This is a genomic window from Sphingomonas sp. BK069 (assembly GCF_014193405.1).
Taxonomy (GTDB): Bacteria; Pseudomonadota; Alphaproteobacteria; order Sphingomonadales; family Sphingomonadaceae; genus Sphingomonas.
Map to the genome: position 1 here is coordinate 147,233 of NZ_JACHZH010000004.1, position 17,099 is coordinate 164,331.

The 17,099-nt window shown below is 69.9% G+C and carries 12 protein-coding genes; 4 read left to right on the plus strand and 8 right to left on the minus strand.

Annotated elements, in window-relative coordinates:
- Positions 1-5: 5 nt before the first annotated feature.
- The 5 genes from FHY02_RS14270 to FHY02_RS14290 all read right to left on the minus strand — a co-directional run bounded on the left by FHY02_RS14270 (position 6) and on the right by FHY02_RS14290 (position 6,511).
- Positions 6-1,508, minus strand: coding sequence for a hypothetical protein (locus tag FHY02_RS14270; RefSeq protein ID WP_183923282.1), 1,503 nt, complete (start codon positions 1,506-1,508; stop codon positions 6-8).
- An 82-nt stretch (positions 1,509-1,590) separates the two neighbouring features.
- Entirely contained in the window at positions 1,591-2,019 is a 429-nt protein-coding gene (locus FHY02_RS14275) for a response regulator (RefSeq protein WP_183923284.1), read from the minus strand.
- Positions 2,009-3,112: a GAF domain-containing protein gene (locus FHY02_RS14280; RefSeq protein ID WP_183923286.1), complete on the minus strand. Its 1,104-nt coding sequence runs from the start codon at positions 3,110-3,112 to the stop codon at positions 2,009-2,011. The genes FHY02_RS14275 and FHY02_RS14280 overlap by 11 nt, the downstream gene beginning before the upstream one ends.
- Positions 3,113-3,191: 79 nt before the next feature.
- Positions 3,192-6,203, minus strand: a complete 3,012-nt coding sequence (locus tag FHY02_RS14285; RefSeq protein WP_183923288.1) for a glycosyl hydrolase family 28-related protein — start codon at positions 6,201-6,203, stop codon at positions 3,192-3,194.
- 59 nt (positions 6,204-6,262) lie between these two features.
- A complete protein-coding gene (locus FHY02_RS14290; RefSeq protein ID WP_183923291.1) occupies positions 6,263-6,511 on the minus strand; it encodes a helix-turn-helix transcriptional regulator in 249 nt (82 codons plus the stop codon).
- Between the two features lie 197 nt (positions 6,512-6,708).
- Between FHY02_RS14290 and FHY02_RS14295 the strand changes: the two genes are divergently transcribed.
- Entirely contained in the window at positions 6,709-7,386 is a 678-nt protein-coding gene (locus FHY02_RS14295) for an FCD domain-containing protein (protein ID WP_183923293.1), read from the plus strand.
- A gap of 147 nt (positions 7,387-7,533) precedes the next feature.
- Here FHY02_RS14295 and FHY02_RS14300 read toward each other — a convergent pair whose 3' ends face one another.
- Positions 7,534-8,079, minus strand: a complete 546-nt coding sequence (locus tag FHY02_RS14300; protein ID WP_311722005.1) for a gluconokinase — start codon at positions 8,077-8,079, stop codon at positions 7,534-7,536.
- A gap of 209 nt (positions 8,080-8,288) precedes the next feature.
- Between FHY02_RS14300 and FHY02_RS14305 the strand changes: the two genes are divergently transcribed.
- Positions 8,289-11,330, plus strand: coding sequence for a TonB-dependent siderophore receptor (locus FHY02_RS14305; protein ID WP_183923295.1), 3,042 nt, complete (start codon positions 8,289-8,291; stop codon positions 11,328-11,330).
- Positions 11,331-11,475: 145 nt separating this feature from the next.
- On the opposite strand, the gene FHY02_RS14310 is transcribed toward FHY02_RS14305, so the two are convergent.
- Both FHY02_RS14310 and FHY02_RS14315 read right to left on the minus strand, forming a co-directional pair.
- Positions 11,476-13,038, minus strand: a complete 1,563-nt coding sequence (locus FHY02_RS14310) for a cryptochrome/photolyase family protein (protein WP_183923297.1) — start codon at positions 13,036-13,038, stop codon at positions 11,476-11,478.
- A 235-nt stretch (positions 13,039-13,273) separates the two neighbouring features.
- The gene (locus FHY02_RS14315) at positions 13,274-15,346 is read right to left on the minus strand and encodes a M13 family metallopeptidase (protein ID WP_183923300.1); all 2,073 of its coding nucleotides are present in this window, start codon (positions 15,344-15,346) and stop codon (positions 13,274-13,276) included.
- Between the two features lie 147 nt (positions 15,347-15,493).
- On the opposite strand from FHY02_RS14315, the gene FHY02_RS14320 reads away from it, so the two are divergent.
- Together FHY02_RS14320 and FHY02_RS14325 are read left to right on the plus strand one after the other, a co-directional pair.
- Positions 15,494-16,576 (plus strand): spore photoproduct lyase family protein, encoded by a 1,083-nt coding sequence (locus tag FHY02_RS14320; RefSeq protein WP_183923302.1) that lies wholly within the window; start codon positions 15,494-15,496, stop codon positions 16,574-16,576.
- Positions 16,573-17,085 (plus strand): metallophosphoesterase family protein, encoded by a 513-nt coding sequence (locus FHY02_RS14325; protein WP_183923304.1) that lies wholly within the window; start codon positions 16,573-16,575, stop codon positions 17,083-17,085. The genes FHY02_RS14320 and FHY02_RS14325 overlap by 4 nt, the downstream gene beginning before the upstream one ends.
- The last annotated feature ends 14 nt before the right edge of the window (positions 17,086-17,099 follow it).

Sequence of the window (17,099 nt, forward strand, 5' to 3'; positions counted from 1 at the left end):
GTGCCCTACACCGCCGTCCCGCTCGCCGCTGGCGCGGGCGCGGGCGCGCGCCGGCGCGATCCCGCCAGCACGGCGGTCGCGAGCAGCGGCAGCAGCCAGATAACGCGGCTCTGATAGCGGTCGTGCGGCTTGGAGAAGGCGCCGCACACCGTGGCGTTGAGCAGGATGCCCGCCAGCACGATCGCGACATAGCCGCGCGTGGCCGCCGGCATCGTGTCGCGCCGCACCAGGCCGAGCGCGAGCAGCGTGGCGAGCGCGAGCAGCGTCACCGGCGCGGCGAGCAGGTCGTAATAGCCGGTCGGGAAGTCGCTCTCGGCGGCGCGGGTCGAGTCGAACGCGGCGCGCACCGCGGGGGGCAGCTTGTCGCGGTTGATCCCCCCGAGCCGCGCGTCGGCGATGTCGTCCACCTGCCAGCGGAGCAGTTGCCCGCCGATGTTGCGCAGCGAGACGCCGATCACCGCGAGCGGCTGGTCGGCCAGAACCGCGAGCACGAAGCTGCGCTCCTCGGCGGCGACGCGGCGCCGGTCTTCCGGCGGCATGCCCATGAAGCTGCCGCGGCCGCTCGCCCACAGAAAGGAGTCGCTGTCCTCAGGGATGGAGTCGCGATACCGGCAGAGCGTCAGCGTCGCGCCCTCGGCGCAGGCGCGATCGAGATAGTCGCGTCCCGGTCCGTCGGCGATCAGCCGCGCCGCCACGAACGGTGGCCGCACCGGTGGATAGCCGGTCATCTTGCGCACCGCCGCGCCGAACGCCGCCTCGCCGGCCACGCCGACCAGCAGCGCCAGCACGAGAGGGACGAGACACAGCGCGCTGCGCGTCCCCGCCCGCCACAGCAGCAGCACGCCGACCAAGAGGCCGATCACGAGCAGGTTGCCGCTGTGGAACAACGCCGCGGCGGCGAGCAGCAACGACCAGAAAACGCGCTCGCCGCGCACCATCGCGCGCCAGTAGAGCGCGATCTGCGCGGTCGCCAGGATCGCGAGCGGCGCGAAGATGTCGGGCATCAGCAGCGCCACTTGGAGCCCGACGCTGGTCACGAGCGGCACGGCGAGCACCGGCCACAGCCGCTCGGGCGACTCAAGCCGGCTGGCGACACGGCGCGCGGCGAGCAGCGCCGCCGTGGCGGTCACCAGTGCCTGGACGATCGCCACCCACCAGAAGCTGCCGAGCCAGTCGGCGGCGTAGAGCAGCGCGCCATAGTAGACCGAGCGGCCTGACAGCACGACCGGGAAGTTGCCGGCCGGGGCCGTCGCGGGCACCGACAACTCGCCGCTGGCGGGTGCGGGCGCCGTTCCCGGCCCAGGCGCCGCGCTGGCCGCGAGCGCGCGCTTGGCATCGTCCGACCAGGCCGAGCTGTGCCCCGTCACCGCGACCACGGCGGCATCGACGCCGCGGATATAGGTGGTCGTGTCGGGGAATTGCAGCACGCCACGGTTCACCGCCGCCGGCAACAGCAGCAACAGCGCGAGCAGCGCGATGAGGCCGGCGAGAACGCCCCGACCTTGCATATGTCCCCCTGGTTGCCCGCCAACCGCTTAGCTCTTCGGGGATAGCAGGGTCCAGCGGTGATCGGAGCCTGGAACGGGACGGTTACGCGCGCGCGAAGACGTGCATGCTCTTGGGCACCTCGACGTCGCGTTCGCCCGCGGCGATCCGATAGGCCGCCTCGACCGCGCGGCTCAGCGCGGCGGTGGCGAAGGGCTTGCCGACGCAGCCGATGATCAGCGGGTGATCCGCCACGGTCGGGCAGTTGCCGCTGACGTAGAGGCAGGGCACCCCGCGCGCCGAGAGCTCGCGCGCCACGGTGAGGCCGCTGTCATTCTCCGCCAGCCGCACGTCGCACAAGGCGAGATCGATCGTCTCGCGCGCGGCGATCGCCAGCGCCTCGCTCGCGCTCTCCGCCACGCCGACGACGAGGTGGCCCGCCATGGTCAGCGCATCCTCGACGAGCATCGCGATGATCGCCTCGTCCTCGACCACGAGCAGGCGGAGCGAGCGGGTGTCGGCGTCAGCCTGCATGAGCGAGTGGGAACCTCAGGTGGATGGCGCCGGCCTCCTCGTAGAGGCTGGCGTTGAGCTGGCGCAGCAGCGAGCTGGCGAGCCGGTCGAGCGGTGGCGCGGCCGCCGGCTCTGCCGCGACGGTGATCCGCGCCTCCAGCGTGGCGGCGCGGCGCGCGACGGCGACGCGCGCGCCGGCACCGACACGGCGATCGAGCAAAGCGTGGACCAGGAGCGAGAAGGCGACCGCCTGTTCGATCGGGATCATCACCGGCTCCGCCGCCTCGACGCGCCCGTCACCGCCGGTGGTGAGTTCGACCGCGCCGTGCAGGATCTCGACCGCGTCGACCGCGAGCGAGGCGCCGTCGGCTTGGTAGAGCGGCCGGTGCGCCAGCGCGATCAGCTCGAGCCGCTCTGCGACGGTGGTCAGCGCCGGCGGCGCCGGCTCGACGCCGCGCAGTTCGTTGCGCACTACACCGACCGCCATCTGCAGATTGTTGCGGACACGGTGGTTGAGCTCGGCGAGCAGCCGATCGCGCTCGGCGATGTTGCGACGCAGCACTTCCTCGTGGCGCAGCCGCAGTTTGGCCAGCGCGACATAATGGCATAGCGTATGGAGCAGCTGCAGCTCCTCGGCGGTGAAACATGGGCTGTCGCGGCGCCCGAAACCGAGCGTGCCGAGCAGCCGCTCGCCGTCGAGCAGCGGAGTGCAGGCGTAACAGTCGAGCCCGATGGAGCGGACGAACGCCAGCTGCGGCGAGTCGGAGCGCTGCACCCGCTCGGCGTGGATGCGGCGGCGCTCCAGCGCGGCGCAGCCGCACACCGCCTCACCCAGCCGCAGCTCAGCGCCGTCCTGCGTCTGCTGCTCGGTCAACCCGGCATAGGCCACGAGCCGCAGCACACCGTCGTCGTGGCGGTAATTGAAGAAGACGTCGAGCCGCAGCTCGGCGCGGATCAGCGCAAACAGCTCGTCGACCATCCGCGCCGGATCGGTCGCGGCGAGCAGCCGGTCGGCCGCCTCCGCGGCGAGCGCGAGATAGCGGCGCGACAGGTCGGGCGCCGCCGCGGCGTCGACCGGATATGTGGGTGGGCGCTCGCGCTCGACCTCCGACATGGCGGCTGGTTAGCCCGCGCGTGTAGAAATTTACAGGGCAAATCCACTCGCTTAGGTGAATCATGCGCAGGTGACTGACCTACATCGGCGAGGCGTAGAGCGCGTGATGGGTCAGGATGTACAAGGTGCGGCGGTCCGCGCCCCCGATCAGCAGCTGGAGTGGCCGCTCGGGCACGTCGATCCGCCTGGTCTCGCTGCCATCGGGCGCGTAGACGAAGACCTGGCCGTTGGCGACGTAGAGGTTGCCGGCGTCGTCGCGCGCGACGCTCTCGCCGCCGCGCTCGGCCACCACCTTGAGGTCGGTCACCTGCCCGCCCGCGCCGACCAGGCCGCTGTAGGTGCGATTCTCCGAGGCGTTGGTCAACGTCACCCGGCTGCCCGGCGCCGCCCCGACGAGTCCGTAGGAGTCGAGCGTGTCGGACCAGCGCCAGCCGGTATGATCGTCCGGCCCCTGGTTCCAGACACGGAAGGCAGGGAGGACCAGCGAGCCGTCGGGCGAGACATATTCCTGCGGCTTGGCCGCGCCCATCTTGCTGGCGAAGAAGTAGGAGAGCGGCGGGAACTCGTAGGTCTTCGGGTCGATCCGATCGGCGAATTCGCCGTTGGCCCAGACGTTGACTGGCAGCAGCGTGGCGGCGCCGGGATGCGCACGCGCCGCGGTCGGCGCGATGACACGCACGTCCTCGGGCCTGGCGGGATCGATGCTGTAGACCGTGCCGTCGCGCCCGGCCGAGGACTGCACGAGCAGGTCGCCCGATCGCGCCACCGCCAGATTGACCGGATCGAGCGGCGCCTGCGCCACGGTCGACAGCCCCTCCGCGCGCGACCAGCCGTGGATGCGGTGAAAGAAGCGATCGATGAAGTAGAGCTTGCCCGCCTTGTCCACCGCGCCGCCCGCGATCGAGTAGAAGCCGTCGGCCAGCTTCTCGACTCCGGGTGACACCGGCACCGCGGAGGCGGTCGCCGCGCTCGCCGCGACCGCGGGCACGTCGAGCCGCGCGAACTCGCGCTCGCGCACCTCCTGCTGGCGCGTCATGTCCTTGATCGCGTTCTCGAACGGATATTTGCTCGCGCGCAGATAAGTGCCGCAGCCCTTGGCGTCACAGCTGGCGAAGCCGCTCTCCGCATTGACGTGGACGTTGCGGAAGCGGATGTCGCCCGACTGATACAGCTTCACTGCCGCGTCCATCGGCTTGATCGTCCGCGTCACGCGATAGCCGTGGTAGTTGGCGAACAGGATGTTGCGCGAGTGGTGGATCTCGGTCGAGACCGCATTGACGCCGTCGCGCACCTCCTGCTCGGTCTGCGGCGCGAGGAACTCCCAGTTCTCGACGTGATCGAGCACGATTTCGGCGCGATAATGATGCTCTGCGGAGAGCTCGTAGACGTGCCCCGGCGTCTTCGTGTCGGAAACGTAGAAGCCCGCCGACGCCAGCGTGTTGGGCGACCAGATCGCGGCGAAGGTGCCGCCGCCCCCATCGGTGACCCAGATGCTGGGGTGCTGGCCGTCCTGACGCGCCTGCGGGTCGTTGGGCTTGATGGCGCTGCCCTTGGTCAGCACTGTCCCGCCACCGCCCTGGATCTTGACGTCGTTGACCATCGAGGCGGCGCCGGCGCGCCACAGCAGCGCGGTCGCGCGCGGGTTGACGCTGCCAGTCCACAGCCCGATGCCGTGGACGATCGCCTTGCCGCCCCTGGCGCTCTCCAGCAGCGCACGCGCGCCGCCGACACCCGCGTAATTCGGCGCGTTGTCGGGCAGATAGAGATGGGTCAGGCTGGGGTGCAGCGCGATCAGCACGCTGTCGGGGCGCAGCCTGAGCGTGTCGGTGACGCGATAGCGCCCCATCGGCAGGTACAGCACGCGATGCGTGTCGATCGCGCGCTGCAGCGCCGCGGTGTCGTCGGTGGCGTCGTCCCCCTTCACGCCAAGCGTGCGCACGTTGACCCACTGGCTGACCGGGGGCAGCGCGGCGATGGTCGGCGTCGGTCCGCGCGGCGCGCGGGAGAGCGGGGCGATATCAACCGTGGTCGCGGTCTTGCCGATCTCACCCAAGCCGGCAAGCGCGAGACCGTGCGAGAAATCGGCAATATGGTAGCGCCTCCCCTTGCCCGCGATCGTCCGCCCGCTGTCGCGGAAGCGCGCGAACACCGGCGTGTCGCTCGCCACCGCGTGGTCGAAGCCGATCTGGGTGAAGACGCTGCTCTCCTCCGAGATCACCACCGCCGCCTCGCTGACGCGCTCGAAGCGCACGTCCTTGCCCCATAGGGAGTCGGACCAGCCGCGATCGATGTCGATGCCGATCGGCGTGTCGCGGATGGCGACGTTGACCAGCGTGAGATCGACCTCATGCTCGCGGATCGCGGCGTCGCGCTGGCCCTCGAATTCGGAGTCGATCAGCGTGAACTGCCACGCCGGCGAGGTCTTCTCGCTCAGGATGCCGTAGCGCCCGCCGTAGAAGCGCAGGTCCTCGAACTCGTTGCCTGCCTGGTAGACACCCGCCAGCGCCGAGCCGAGATGGAAGTCGGCGTGTCGGACATAGCCGTGCTGCGCGACGCGGAAGCGCACCGCCACCGCGCCCTCGTTGCCCGCGCCGACGCGAAAGTCGACGTTGGCGATCGCCGAGTAGAAGGTGCTCGACGTCGCGTCATAGACATTGGGATCGAACGGCACCGTGGTGGGCGGCGGCACCGCGACCTTGCCGACGCGATACTGGTCCTCGCCGGTGAAGGCGAGCATCGCCGCCACGCCGCTGCCGAAGCCGGGGGTGGAATCGCCCAGCACGATCTCGGGCCGGGTCTTGCCGACGCCGAAGAGCCGCACCGCGGGCCGCACCAGGATCGTGCGCGTGATGCGGTAGCGGCCCGAGGGCAGGAAGACGATGCCGCCGCTCCCGCTCGCCGCGGCCTGGTCGATCGCCTGCTGGATCGCCGCACTGTCGTCGGCGCGCCCGTCGCCGACGCCGTGGACGGTGATCGCGCGCGGATCGTCCGGTTGAGTGAGATAGACCGAGGTCGAGCGCGCCGCCGCGGGCACCGCCGTTCCCGCCGCCAGCGCCACCGCCGCGGCACCCAGCCACCTCTTCGCCCGCATCGCGCGCCTCCCGCTTTCTCGTTATCTTACATGTGCTTACCGGGCGATCGCGCGGCGCGCTAGCCGGCGTGAGCGGCCATCGCCTCGGCCACCACTGCCACCTGCGTGCGGTTGCGGACGTTGAGCTTGCGCATCAGCGCGGTCATGTGCGCCTTCACCGTCGCCTCGGCGATGCCGAGGTCGAAAGCGATCTCCTTGTTGAGTCGCCCCGAGCGCACGCCGCGCAGCACCTTCACCTGCGTCGGGGTGAGATGCGCCAGCGTCGCAACGCCATCGGTCGGTCCGTCAGGGATAGCGCCCGTCGTCATCCTGCTCCTCCTTCGCGGTCGTCGCCGCGCCCCTATCGGCTCATCCACCCGCAATCGGTTGGACAGCTTTGTTCGATATGAGCCCTTTTCTACCGGTCAATCAAGTCGATTTGCTTCAGTGGCGGCAAACCTGTCTGACAGGCATCGTCCTCGCCACGATGGCTGCGCTAGGTTATGCCAGAGCCGAGGAGAGGAGCGTGAGCGAGGGACGGCTGACCGATCGCGCCTATGCCGCGATCGTGCGAATCATCAACGACGAGGCGCTGGCGGTCGGCGACCGGCTCCCGTCCGAGGCGCGCCTGGCCGAGAGCTTCGGCATGTCGCGCGCGATCGTGCGCGAGGCGCTCGCCCGCCTGGCATCGGACGGGATCACCGAGGCGCGGCGCGGCGCCGGCTCCTACGTCAAGCGCCGCCCCTCGGCGCGGCTGGACACGCACATGCCGATGGACACCTTGGCCTCGGCGATGGGCACCTATGAGGTGCGCTTCGTGCTCGAAGCCGAGGCGGCGCGGCTGGCGGCGCAGCGTCGCTCGCCCGCGCAGATGGAGGCGATCGAACGCGCTCTGGCGGCGCTGCGTGCCGCGCTGCTCTCCCACGCACCGGCGCACGACGAGGACTGGCGGCTGCACCGCGCGATCGTCGAGGCCACCGCCAACGCGTCCTTCCCGCTGGTGTTCGACCAGCTGCTCGACGGCGTGATGCGCGTGCTGCGCGCGGGTGTCGACATCTCGCGCTCACGCCCCCCCGCCGTGATCGGCGCGATGATGGAAGAGCATGACGCGATCGTCGACGCGATCCGCGCGCAGGACGCCGAGGGCGCCGCGCTGGCGATGCGCTGGCATCTCTCGCAGGGAAGACGACGGCTGATGCCGTGAAATCCTCCCCGGCACGGGCAGGGGGACCGCCGGCGCAGCCGGTGGTGGAGGGGGACTTCCGCGAAGGCTGCGCTGCGTGGCCCCCCCTCCACCACCGCGCTGCGCGCGGCGGTCCCCCTCCCCGTCCCGGGGAGGACTACTAGCGCTTCACCCCAGCCCCAACCACGCGCGCACCGCCGCCACCAGCTCGTCGGGCGGGCGGGTCGAGTCCAGCGTCAACGCGCGCTCGTCCGCGGTGGGCGGCTCGAGCGTGGCGAGCTGGCTGTCGAGCAGGGCGACCGGCATGTAATGGCCCGATCGGGTCGCCATCCGCCGCGCGATCGTGTCATGGTCTAGCGCGAGCAGCACGAAGGCCGGACGCAGCCCCGAGGCGTCGCCGAGCCGCTCGCGATAGGCGCGCCGTAGCGCCGAACAGGCGGCGACCGCCCGACCTCGCTCGCGCGCGGCATCGCCGAGCGCCGCGCCGAGCCGATCCAGCCAGGGCCAGCGATCCTCGTCTGTGAGCGGGTGACCGTCGCGCATCTTGGCGACGTTAGCGGCGGAGTGATAGGTGTCGCCTTCCAGCATCGGGCAGGCGAGTGCGTGCGCGAGCGCCGTGGCGAGCGTCGTCTTGCCGGTGCCGCTCACCCCCATCACCACGATCGCGAGCGCCGCCGCGCTCTCGCCCCTGACCGCCTGTCCGATCGCGTGCAATGCTCACCCCGTTGATCCGTTCGGCCCAGTCGACCGCCCCTGTCGTGCTATTCCGCGTCCGCAGCGACTTGGCCAGCGCGACCTTGGTCGGCGTCCGCTCCCGCCGCGACTTTGGTCGTAGATGATGCTGCCGCATCGATCGACTATAGCGCCGCGCAGCGACCAGCGGCACCGCAGCGACAGCGCGGGCCCTTCTCAGGGGATGGATGATGATCACGGTCAAGCGCTCAAACCTCGCCAGCCGATTTGGTAACGCTACCAGTGTCGCGGCGCTGGCGATCGTCCTCGTCGCCACACCTGCCGCGGCGCAGACCCAGCCACCCGCGGGCGACGTGCCCGCCACCGCATCCGGCACGGTCACCGCCGCCCCAGACACGTCGATCACATTGGCCGACCAGGCGAGCGAGCAGGCGCCGGCGAGCGGCTCGGACATCATCGTCACCGGCTCGCGCATCACCGCGAGCGGCTTCAACGCGCCGACGCCCACCACCGTGGTCGGCGAAGAGCAGATCGCGCGCAACGCGCAGCCCAACATCTTCAATACGATCGCGCAATTGCCCTCGCTCCAGGGCTCGACCGGCGCGGCGACGGGCACGTTCAGCACCTCGAGCGGCACGCAGGGGCTCAGCTCCTTCTCGCTGCGCGGCCTGGGTACGATCCGCACGCTCACCCTGCTCGACGGCCAACGCGTGGTCGGCGCCAACGTCACTGGCGTGCCCGACATCAGCCAATTCCCGCAGCTGCTCATCAAGCGGGTCGACATCGTCACCGGCGGTGCCTCCGCCTCCTACGGCTCGGACGCGGTCGGCGGCGTGATCAACTTCGTCACCGACACGCGCTTCGAGGGGTTCAAGGCCAACGCGCAGACCGGTGTCACGACCTATGGCGACGGCGGCCAGGTGCTGCTCCAGGCCGCCGCGGGACATGCCTTCGCCGACGACCGGCTCCACCTCGTCGTCAGCACCGAATATGCCAAGGACCAGGGCGTCGGCCCCGGCGATTTCGGCGAGGATCTCGCCGGCAGCCGCGACTGGTATCGCGCCACCACGCTGGTCGACACCGGCATCCGCAACAACGGCAACCCGCAGTTCCTCTACCGCGATCACGGCCAAGCCTATCAGTACACCAAGTACGGGCTGATCTCGGCCGGCCCGCTGCAGGGCACCGCGTTCGACGCCAGCGGCAATCCGGTGCCGTTCAACTATGGCTCGAACGGCGTCCCGTCGAAGACCGCGGGCGGCAGCGTGATCGGCTGCTATGTCGGCTTCTGCGTCGGCGGCGACCAGTCGGGCCATGTCGGATCGGGCACCTCGCTTCAATCGGGGCTGGAGCGGATCAACGGTTATACCCGCGTCGGCTTCGACGTGACGCCCGACATGGAGCTCTACGTCACCGCCAATATCGCGCAGGTGAAAAGCAACAACCAACCCAACCCCGGCGCCGCCCGCACCGGGCTGACGATCCAGTGCGCCAACCCCTATCTGCCCGCCTCGATCGCGGCCGGATGCGCCGCAAACAACATCACCAGTTTCTCTTATGGCCTGAGCAACGCGATCCTGCCCAACATCAAGGTCAACACCGATCGGCGCCAGTATCGCTTCGTCGGCGGCCTGAAAGGCAAGGCAGACCTGTTCGGAGACGACTGGACCTACGATCTCTACTACGAGCACGGCATCAACATCACCGACATCAACGTCGACAACATCAGCATCAACCGCCGCTACGACCAGGCGATCAACGCCGTCCGCCTGAACGGCGAGATCGTCTGCGCCAATCCGGTGGCGCGCGCGCAGGGCTGTCGCCCGATCAACATCTTCGGCAACTTCCAGCCGTCGTCCGAGGCGTTGGCCTATATCGTGCCGGAGAACGGTCCGTTCCAGCACACCCGGCAGACGCAGGACGCCGCCGGCGCGAGCATCTCGGGCACCCCGGTCGATCTCTGGGCCGGGCCGCTCGCGATCGCGATGGGCGTCGAGTATCGCAAGGAAGCCTATCGTGTGCGCGCTGACCCCTATGGCGCGGGCGTGACCGACCTCAGCCCGAACTCGGCGCTCTACCCGGCCGACCCGATCCTCAACGCCACCGACGGCAGCAACTGGTACGCGGGCAATTACAAGAACGGCCGCGGCAAGTATGACGTGGTCGAGAGCTTCGTCGAGCTCAACCTGCCGCTGCTCGACTCGGCCGCGCTGGGCAAGGCGAACGTCAACGTCGCTGGCCGGTCGACGCGCTACTCTACCTCGGGCGTAATCTATGCCTGGAAGATCGGCGGCACCTGGGAGACGCCGATCGACGGCTTCCGCCTGCGCGCGGTGACGTCACGCGACGTGCGCGCGCCCAACCTCTCCGAGCTGTTCGCCGCGCCGGTCACCACCACCGTGCCGAACTTCACCGACCCGCGCCCGACCGCGGCCAATCCCAACGGCCAGCAGGTGCTGATCATCCAGAACACGATCGGCAATTCGGCGCTTCGCCCGGAGACGGCGCGCAGCACGGAGCTGGGCGCGGTGCTGTCGCAGCCGAGCTGGGCACCGGGGCTGAGCCTGTCGTTCGACTATTACAAGATCAAGGTGAAGGACGTTGTCTCCAGCCTGTCGGCCCAGCAGATCGTCAATCTCTGCGTGGTGTCGAACATCCCCGACACGTGCGGCGCCTTCAACCTCGACGGCGACTCCAAGTTCGTCAACGTCCAGTCGTTCAACCTCGCCTCGATCGACACCGACGGGTTCGACATCGAGGCCAGCTACCAGTGGCGCAACCCGCTCTCGCTCGGCGGCAGCTTCACCATGCGCGCGCTGGCGACACACGTGATCAAGTTTGTCACCGATCCCGGCCTGCCCGGCACGGTGCCGGTCGATACCGCCGGCGCCAACTCGGGCGCGACGCCCGACTGGAAGCTGCTCGCGATCCAGACCTATGAGAACGACAAGTTCAACCTCACCTTGCAACAGCGCTGGTTCAGCAACGGCGTGATTGGTAACCAATATGTCGTCTGTGACCCCGGCACTTGCCCGGTGTCGACGACCGCCAACCCGACGATCGACTATAATCGCATGAAGGGTGCCTTCTACTTCGACATCGGGAGCGGGGTGAACGTGACGAAGGAGGTCAGCATGTACTTCAAGGTCGACAATCTGTTCGACCACGATCCGGAACCTTCGCCGCAGACCAACACCGGCCTCGACGTGAACCCGGCACTGTACGACACGCTGGGGCGGATCTACCGCGTCGGTGTTCGCGCGCGATTCTGAGCTCGTAGAGGGCCCCTACCCGCTCCACTGTTCCCCGGCGAAGGCCGGGGCCCAGTTGGGCGGACCATCATGAGTGACACTGCCCTCCCCCCAACTGGACCCCGGCCTCCGTCGGGGGACGGCGCTTCGGCGAACGCCCTCGTTCCTACGCCGTCTGCTCCCGCGCCCAGCCCGGCGCTGCCGGCTCCAGCGTCTCGAGGAACGCGCGCGCGCTGTCGCGATACTCGGCCCGGCGCGCGTCGTCGAACCGCCGCCACGTCGCATAGACGTTGCGCATCCGCGGGTTGCGCGCGAACCGCTGCTCGTGGCGCGCGAGGAAGTCCCAGTAGAGCGCGTTGAACGGGCACGCCCCCTCGCCCGTCTTCTTCTTGACGTCGTAGCGGCACCGCCCGCAGTAATCGGACATGCGGTCGATATAGGCGCCGCTCGCGACATAGGGCTTGGACGCGATCACCCCGCCATCGGCGAACTGGCTCATCCCCACCACGTTGGGCAGCTCGACCCACTCGTAGGCGTCGAAATAGACCACCAGGAACCAGTCCGAGATCGCCGCCGGTGCCACCCCCGCGAGCAGCGCGAAATTGCCGAGCACCATCAGCCGCTGGATATGGTGCGCATAGGCCTCTCGCCGGGTCTGGTCGACCGCCTCGGCCAGGCAGCGCATGTCGGTCTCGCCGGTCCAGTAGAAGTCGGGCAGCGGGCGCGACGCTCCCAGCGCGTTGCGCTCGGCGAACGCGGGCATGTCCCACCAGTACATGCCGCGCATATATTCGCGCCAGCCGATGATCTGGCGGACGAAGCCCTCGACCGAGTTGATCGGCGCGCGCCCGCGCTCATAGGCGCGTACCGCCGCCTCGCACACCTCCACGGGTCCGAGCAGCCCGAGATTGAGGCATAGCGACAGGCTGGAGTGGAACAGATAGTCCTGCCCCGCCACCATCGCGTCCTGGTAACGGCCGAAATCGGGCAGCGCCTCGTCGACGAACTGATCGAGCGCCTGCAACGCCTGCGCTCGGGTGACCGGCAGCGCGAACGGCTCGAGCGCGCCGAAATGGTCGCCGAAACGCGTCGCCACCAGGGCGAGCACGTCGCGCGTCGTCTCGTCGGGAGCGAAGCGCAGCGGCGCGGGATAGTTGCGCCCGGCGGTCGGCCCGGCGCGATTGTCGTGGTCGAAGTTCCACTGGCCGCCCTCGGGTTTGCCGTCCGCGTCCATCAGCATGCCGGTGCGGCGGCGCATCTCGCGGTAGAAGAACTCCATCCGTTTCTCGCGCGAGCGCTGTGCCCAGGCGAAGAAGTCGGGCAGCGGGCAGACGAAGCGGTCGTCCTCGAGGATCTCGACCGGCAGGCCGGTGCGAGCGGCCCAGCCGTCCTGCGCCTGGCGGACGCGATACTCGCCGCCCGCGACGGTGCGGATCGCGCTGGCACGGTGACGCTGGGCGCCGCGCTCGACCTCGCCGGTGAAGCTCTGTGTGTTGCCGGGCGCGTCGAGCGCGACATAGTCGACCGCCCAGCCATCGTCGCGCAGCGCCGCGGCGAAGTGGCGCATCGCCGAGAAGATCAGCGCGATCTTCTTCTGGTGATGGCGCACGTAGCTGGCCTCGTCCCACACCTCCATCATCAGCACGACCGCGTCGCCGCGGTCGACGTCGCGCAGGCTGGCGAGCGAGGGGGTGAGCTGGTCGCCCAGCAGCGGGATCAGCAGCGTCATGCCAGCGCCAACGCGCGGGTAGCCCGAAAGCAACGTGGGTTAGGTGCCAGGACGTCGCTGCGCCCTCGCTTCGCCATTCTCGCCCCTTACCGTCATCCCCGCGCAGGCGGGGATCCAGACACGCTGACGCTCACGATAGAGGCGCCACGTCAGCGGTTATGGATCCCCGCCTGCGCGGGGATGACGGGGAGGGTGGGTCTGCTCCGGCTTTCCGCGGTGCGCTAAACCGCCACCCTCACCAGATCTTCACCCGATCCTTGGGCGCGAGGTACAGCTTGTCGCCCGGCTTGACCGCGAAGGCGTCGTACCAGGCGTCGACGTTACGGACGATGCCGTTGACGCGGTAGAAGGCGGGCGAGTGCGGGTCGGTGAGCAGCCGCGCGCGCAGCGCCCCCTCGCGGATCTTGCTCCGCCACGCCTGGGCATAGGCCAGGAAGAAGCGCTGGTCGCCGGTCAGCCCGTCGATCACCGGCGCCTTACCGTGCTCGGCCTGGTAGCGCTGGTACGCCGAATAGGCCGCCTCGATCCCGCCGAGGTCGCCGATGTTCTCGCCCAGCGTCAGCGCGCCCTTCACCTTCACGCCCGGGATCGGCTCATACTGGTCGTACTGGCCGACCAGCACCCCGGTGCGCTTGGTGAAAGCCTCGCGGGTCGCCGGCGTCCACCAATTCTCGAACTTGCCCGAGGCGGAGAATTGGCTGCCCTGGTCGTCGAAGCCGTGCCCCATCTCGTGCCCGATCACCGCGCCGATCGCGCCGTAGTTCACCGCCACGTCCGCCTTGGGATCGAAGAAGGGCGGCTGCAGGATCGCGGCGGGGAAGGTGATCTGGTTCGCCAGCGGGTCGTAGTAAGCGTTCACGGTCTGCGGCGTCATGCCCCACAGGCTGCGATCGACCGGCTTGGGAAAGCGGCTGAGATCAAGCTGATGCTCGAACTCGGCCGCGCGCATGTTGTTGCCGAGCGGATCGCCGCGCACGACCTTGAGTGACGAATAGTCGATGTACGTCGCAGGGTGGCCGGTGCGCGGCTCGAACGCGGCCAGCTTGGCCAGTGCGGCCTGCTTGGTCGCGGCATCCATCCAGCTGTTGCCCTCGATCCGCTCGCGATAGGCGCCCCGCAGGTTCTTGATCAGCTCGGCCATCTTGGCCTCGCTCTCGGGCGGGTAGAAGCGCGCGACATAGACCTTGCCGACCGCCTCGCCCATCGCGCCGTTGACCAGCGCCACGCCACGCTTCCACCGTGCGCGCTGCTCGGGCTGGTCGCTCAGCGTCCTGCCATAGAAAGCGAAGCTGGCATCGTCGAACGCCTTGGGCAGCACCGCGGCCTGGCTCGAGGCGAGGCGGAACTTCATCCAGTCCTGCCAGGTGCTCACCGGCGTCGCGGCGAAGATCTTGCCCAGCGCGGTCAGCGCGGTGTCGTCGCTGACGATCAGCACCGGCTGGTTGCGATAGCCCGCCGTCGTCTCCATCGCGGCGAAATCGAACTCCGGTGCGAGCGCGCGGCGCTGCGCGACCGTCATCGGCTTGAGCATCTTGGCGAGGTCGCGCTGCTCGACCGGCGACCATTGCACCTTCGCCATCGCGGTCTCCAGCGCGACGATCCGATCGGCGCGCGCCGCCGCGTCGCTGATCCCGGCGAGCGTCAGCACCTGCTCGACATAGCGGCGGTAGGCGGCGCGATAGGCGTCGTACTTGGCGCCGGGCAGCAGGTAATAGTCGCGCCCGCCCATGCCGAGCGAGCCCTGCCCCCAGTTGGCGACGTAGCGCGTCGGGTCGGACGGGTCGGGCAGCTGGCCGATCTCGACGGGAGAGGCATAGCCGACGGTGGCGAACAGGCGCTGGAGCTGCGCGCGGTCGCGCGCGGCGTCGATCTTGGCGAAATAGGGCGCGAGTGGCGCGGTGCCGGCGCGCTCGATCGCGGCCTGGTCCATGAAGCTGGCATAGAGTGCGCCGATCTGCGGCGCCGCGGGGCCGATCGCGGCGGGATCGCTGGTCGCCTCCTCCAGGATGCGGCGGACCTGGAGCTCGGCCTCGTCGCTCAGCACCACCGCTGGGCCGGCGGACTGGCGGTCGGCCGCGATCGGCGTGGTCTTGTCCCACTGGCCGTTGGCATAGGTCCAGAAGTCGTCGCCGGGCTTCACCGCGGTGTCACGCGCGGTCAGGTCGACGCCGAACGCGCCGTAGCGCGGGCCGGCTGACGCGGCCGCGGTAGCCGGCGCGGGGGCGGTGGCCGGTCGGGTCTGGGCCGTCAGCGGCGTCGCGGCGAGGGAGCTTACGAGCGAGAGTCCCAGCAGGATCTTCGAAGTCATCAGAGCAGGCGTCCTCAACGAGTCACTGTGCCAGTCGATTAAGGCACCTCGATGCCCGGCGCAATCGCGCCGCGCCGCTTGGGGTCATCCGCCGTAACATCTTCGAATTTAGGCTGAACCCTGCGGGTCCCGGCTCGTTCGCCCAGGGTGGCGCTCGCGACAGACCTTCCCCGCCCCGTCGTCTGGCGCCCGCGCCGGCTGCTGATCACGCGCGCCGCGCGCGGCTTCGCCCACGGCCGCGCGATCGCCGCGCGCGCGGGCGCCGCGGGCGTCGACGTGATCGAGCTGCCCGGTGACCGGCTCGCGCTCGACCTGCCGGACGATCCGCGCCGCGCCTATGCCGCGGCGAAGGCGACGCTGGCGGTGACCGTCGCGCCGCCCTCCAAGCGACGGCTCCAGCCGATCGCGCCCAGCGCCGATTGGCGCGTCGACCTCGCCGAGGGCTGTCCGGCGCATTGCAGCTACTGCTATCTCGCCGGCTCACTGCAGGGGCCGCCGATAACGCGGGTCTACGCCAATCTGGAGGAGATATTGGCGGTGCTGCCCGATCATCTCGGGCGCGGCACCGTCACCTCGCGCCAGCGCGCCCGCGCCGGCGAGGGCACCACCTTCGAGGCGTCCTGCTATACCGACCCGCTCGCGCTGGAGCCGCTGACCGGATCGCTCTCGGTCGCGATCGCCTGGTTCGGACGCTGGAAGGCCGAGGCGCAGCTGCGCTTCACCACCAAATTCGCCGATGTTGCCCCGCTGCTCGCGCTCGACCACGGCGGCCACACGCGGATGCGCGCCTCGATCAACCCGACCGCCTTCGCGCGCTTCGAGGGCGGCACCGCGCCGGTCGCGGCGCGGCTGCGCGCGCTGCGGCTGATGGCGGACGCCGGCTATCCCGTCGGCCTCACGATCGCGCCGATCATCGCCGCGCCGGGCTGGGAGAGCGCCTATGGCACGCTGATCGACGATGCCGCCGCCGCGCTGGCGGGCGCGCCCGGGCTCGACCTCACCGTCGAGCTGATCACGCACCGCTACACCGCCACGTCGCGCACGGTGCTGGAGAGCTGGTATCCCGGCTCGTCGCTCGACATGAGCGGGCAGGATCGCGCCACCAAGCGGACCAAGTTCGGCGGCGAGAAGCAGGTGTACGACGCCGCGACGATGCGCGCCCTGCGCGCCTTCTTCGAGGCGAAGCTGGCGACGGCGCTGCCCGCCGCGCGGCTGCTCTACTGGACATGACAATCTGGTTCACCGCCGACACGCACTTCGGCGACCACCGCACGATCAACATCTGGCGCCGCCCCTTCCCCGACGTGGCGGCGATGGACGCGCTGCTGGTCGAGCGCTGGAACGCCACGGTCGCGCCCGCGGACACGGTCTGGCACCTCGGCGATGTCGCGCGCCGCGCCGAGGCGGTGGCGCCGCTGCTGGCCCGGCTGAACGGGACCAAGCACCTGCTGCGCGGCAACAACGATCCCGCGGCGACGCTCGCGGCACCGGGCTGGGCGAGCGTCGGCGACTATGCCGAGCTCGAGCTCGACGGACGCAAGCTGGTACTCGGCCACTACCCTTTCCGCAGCTGGAACGGGCAGCACCGCGGCGCGATCAACCTGCACGGCCACAGCCACGGTCGGCTCGCGCCGATGAAGCGCCAGCATGACGTGGGCGTCGACGTGCACGGTTTCGAGCCCGTCTCCCTGGATCAGCTGCTCGCCGCCGCGCCGCGCCGCGCGGTCGAGCGGGGATGACGCGGCCGCGCCAC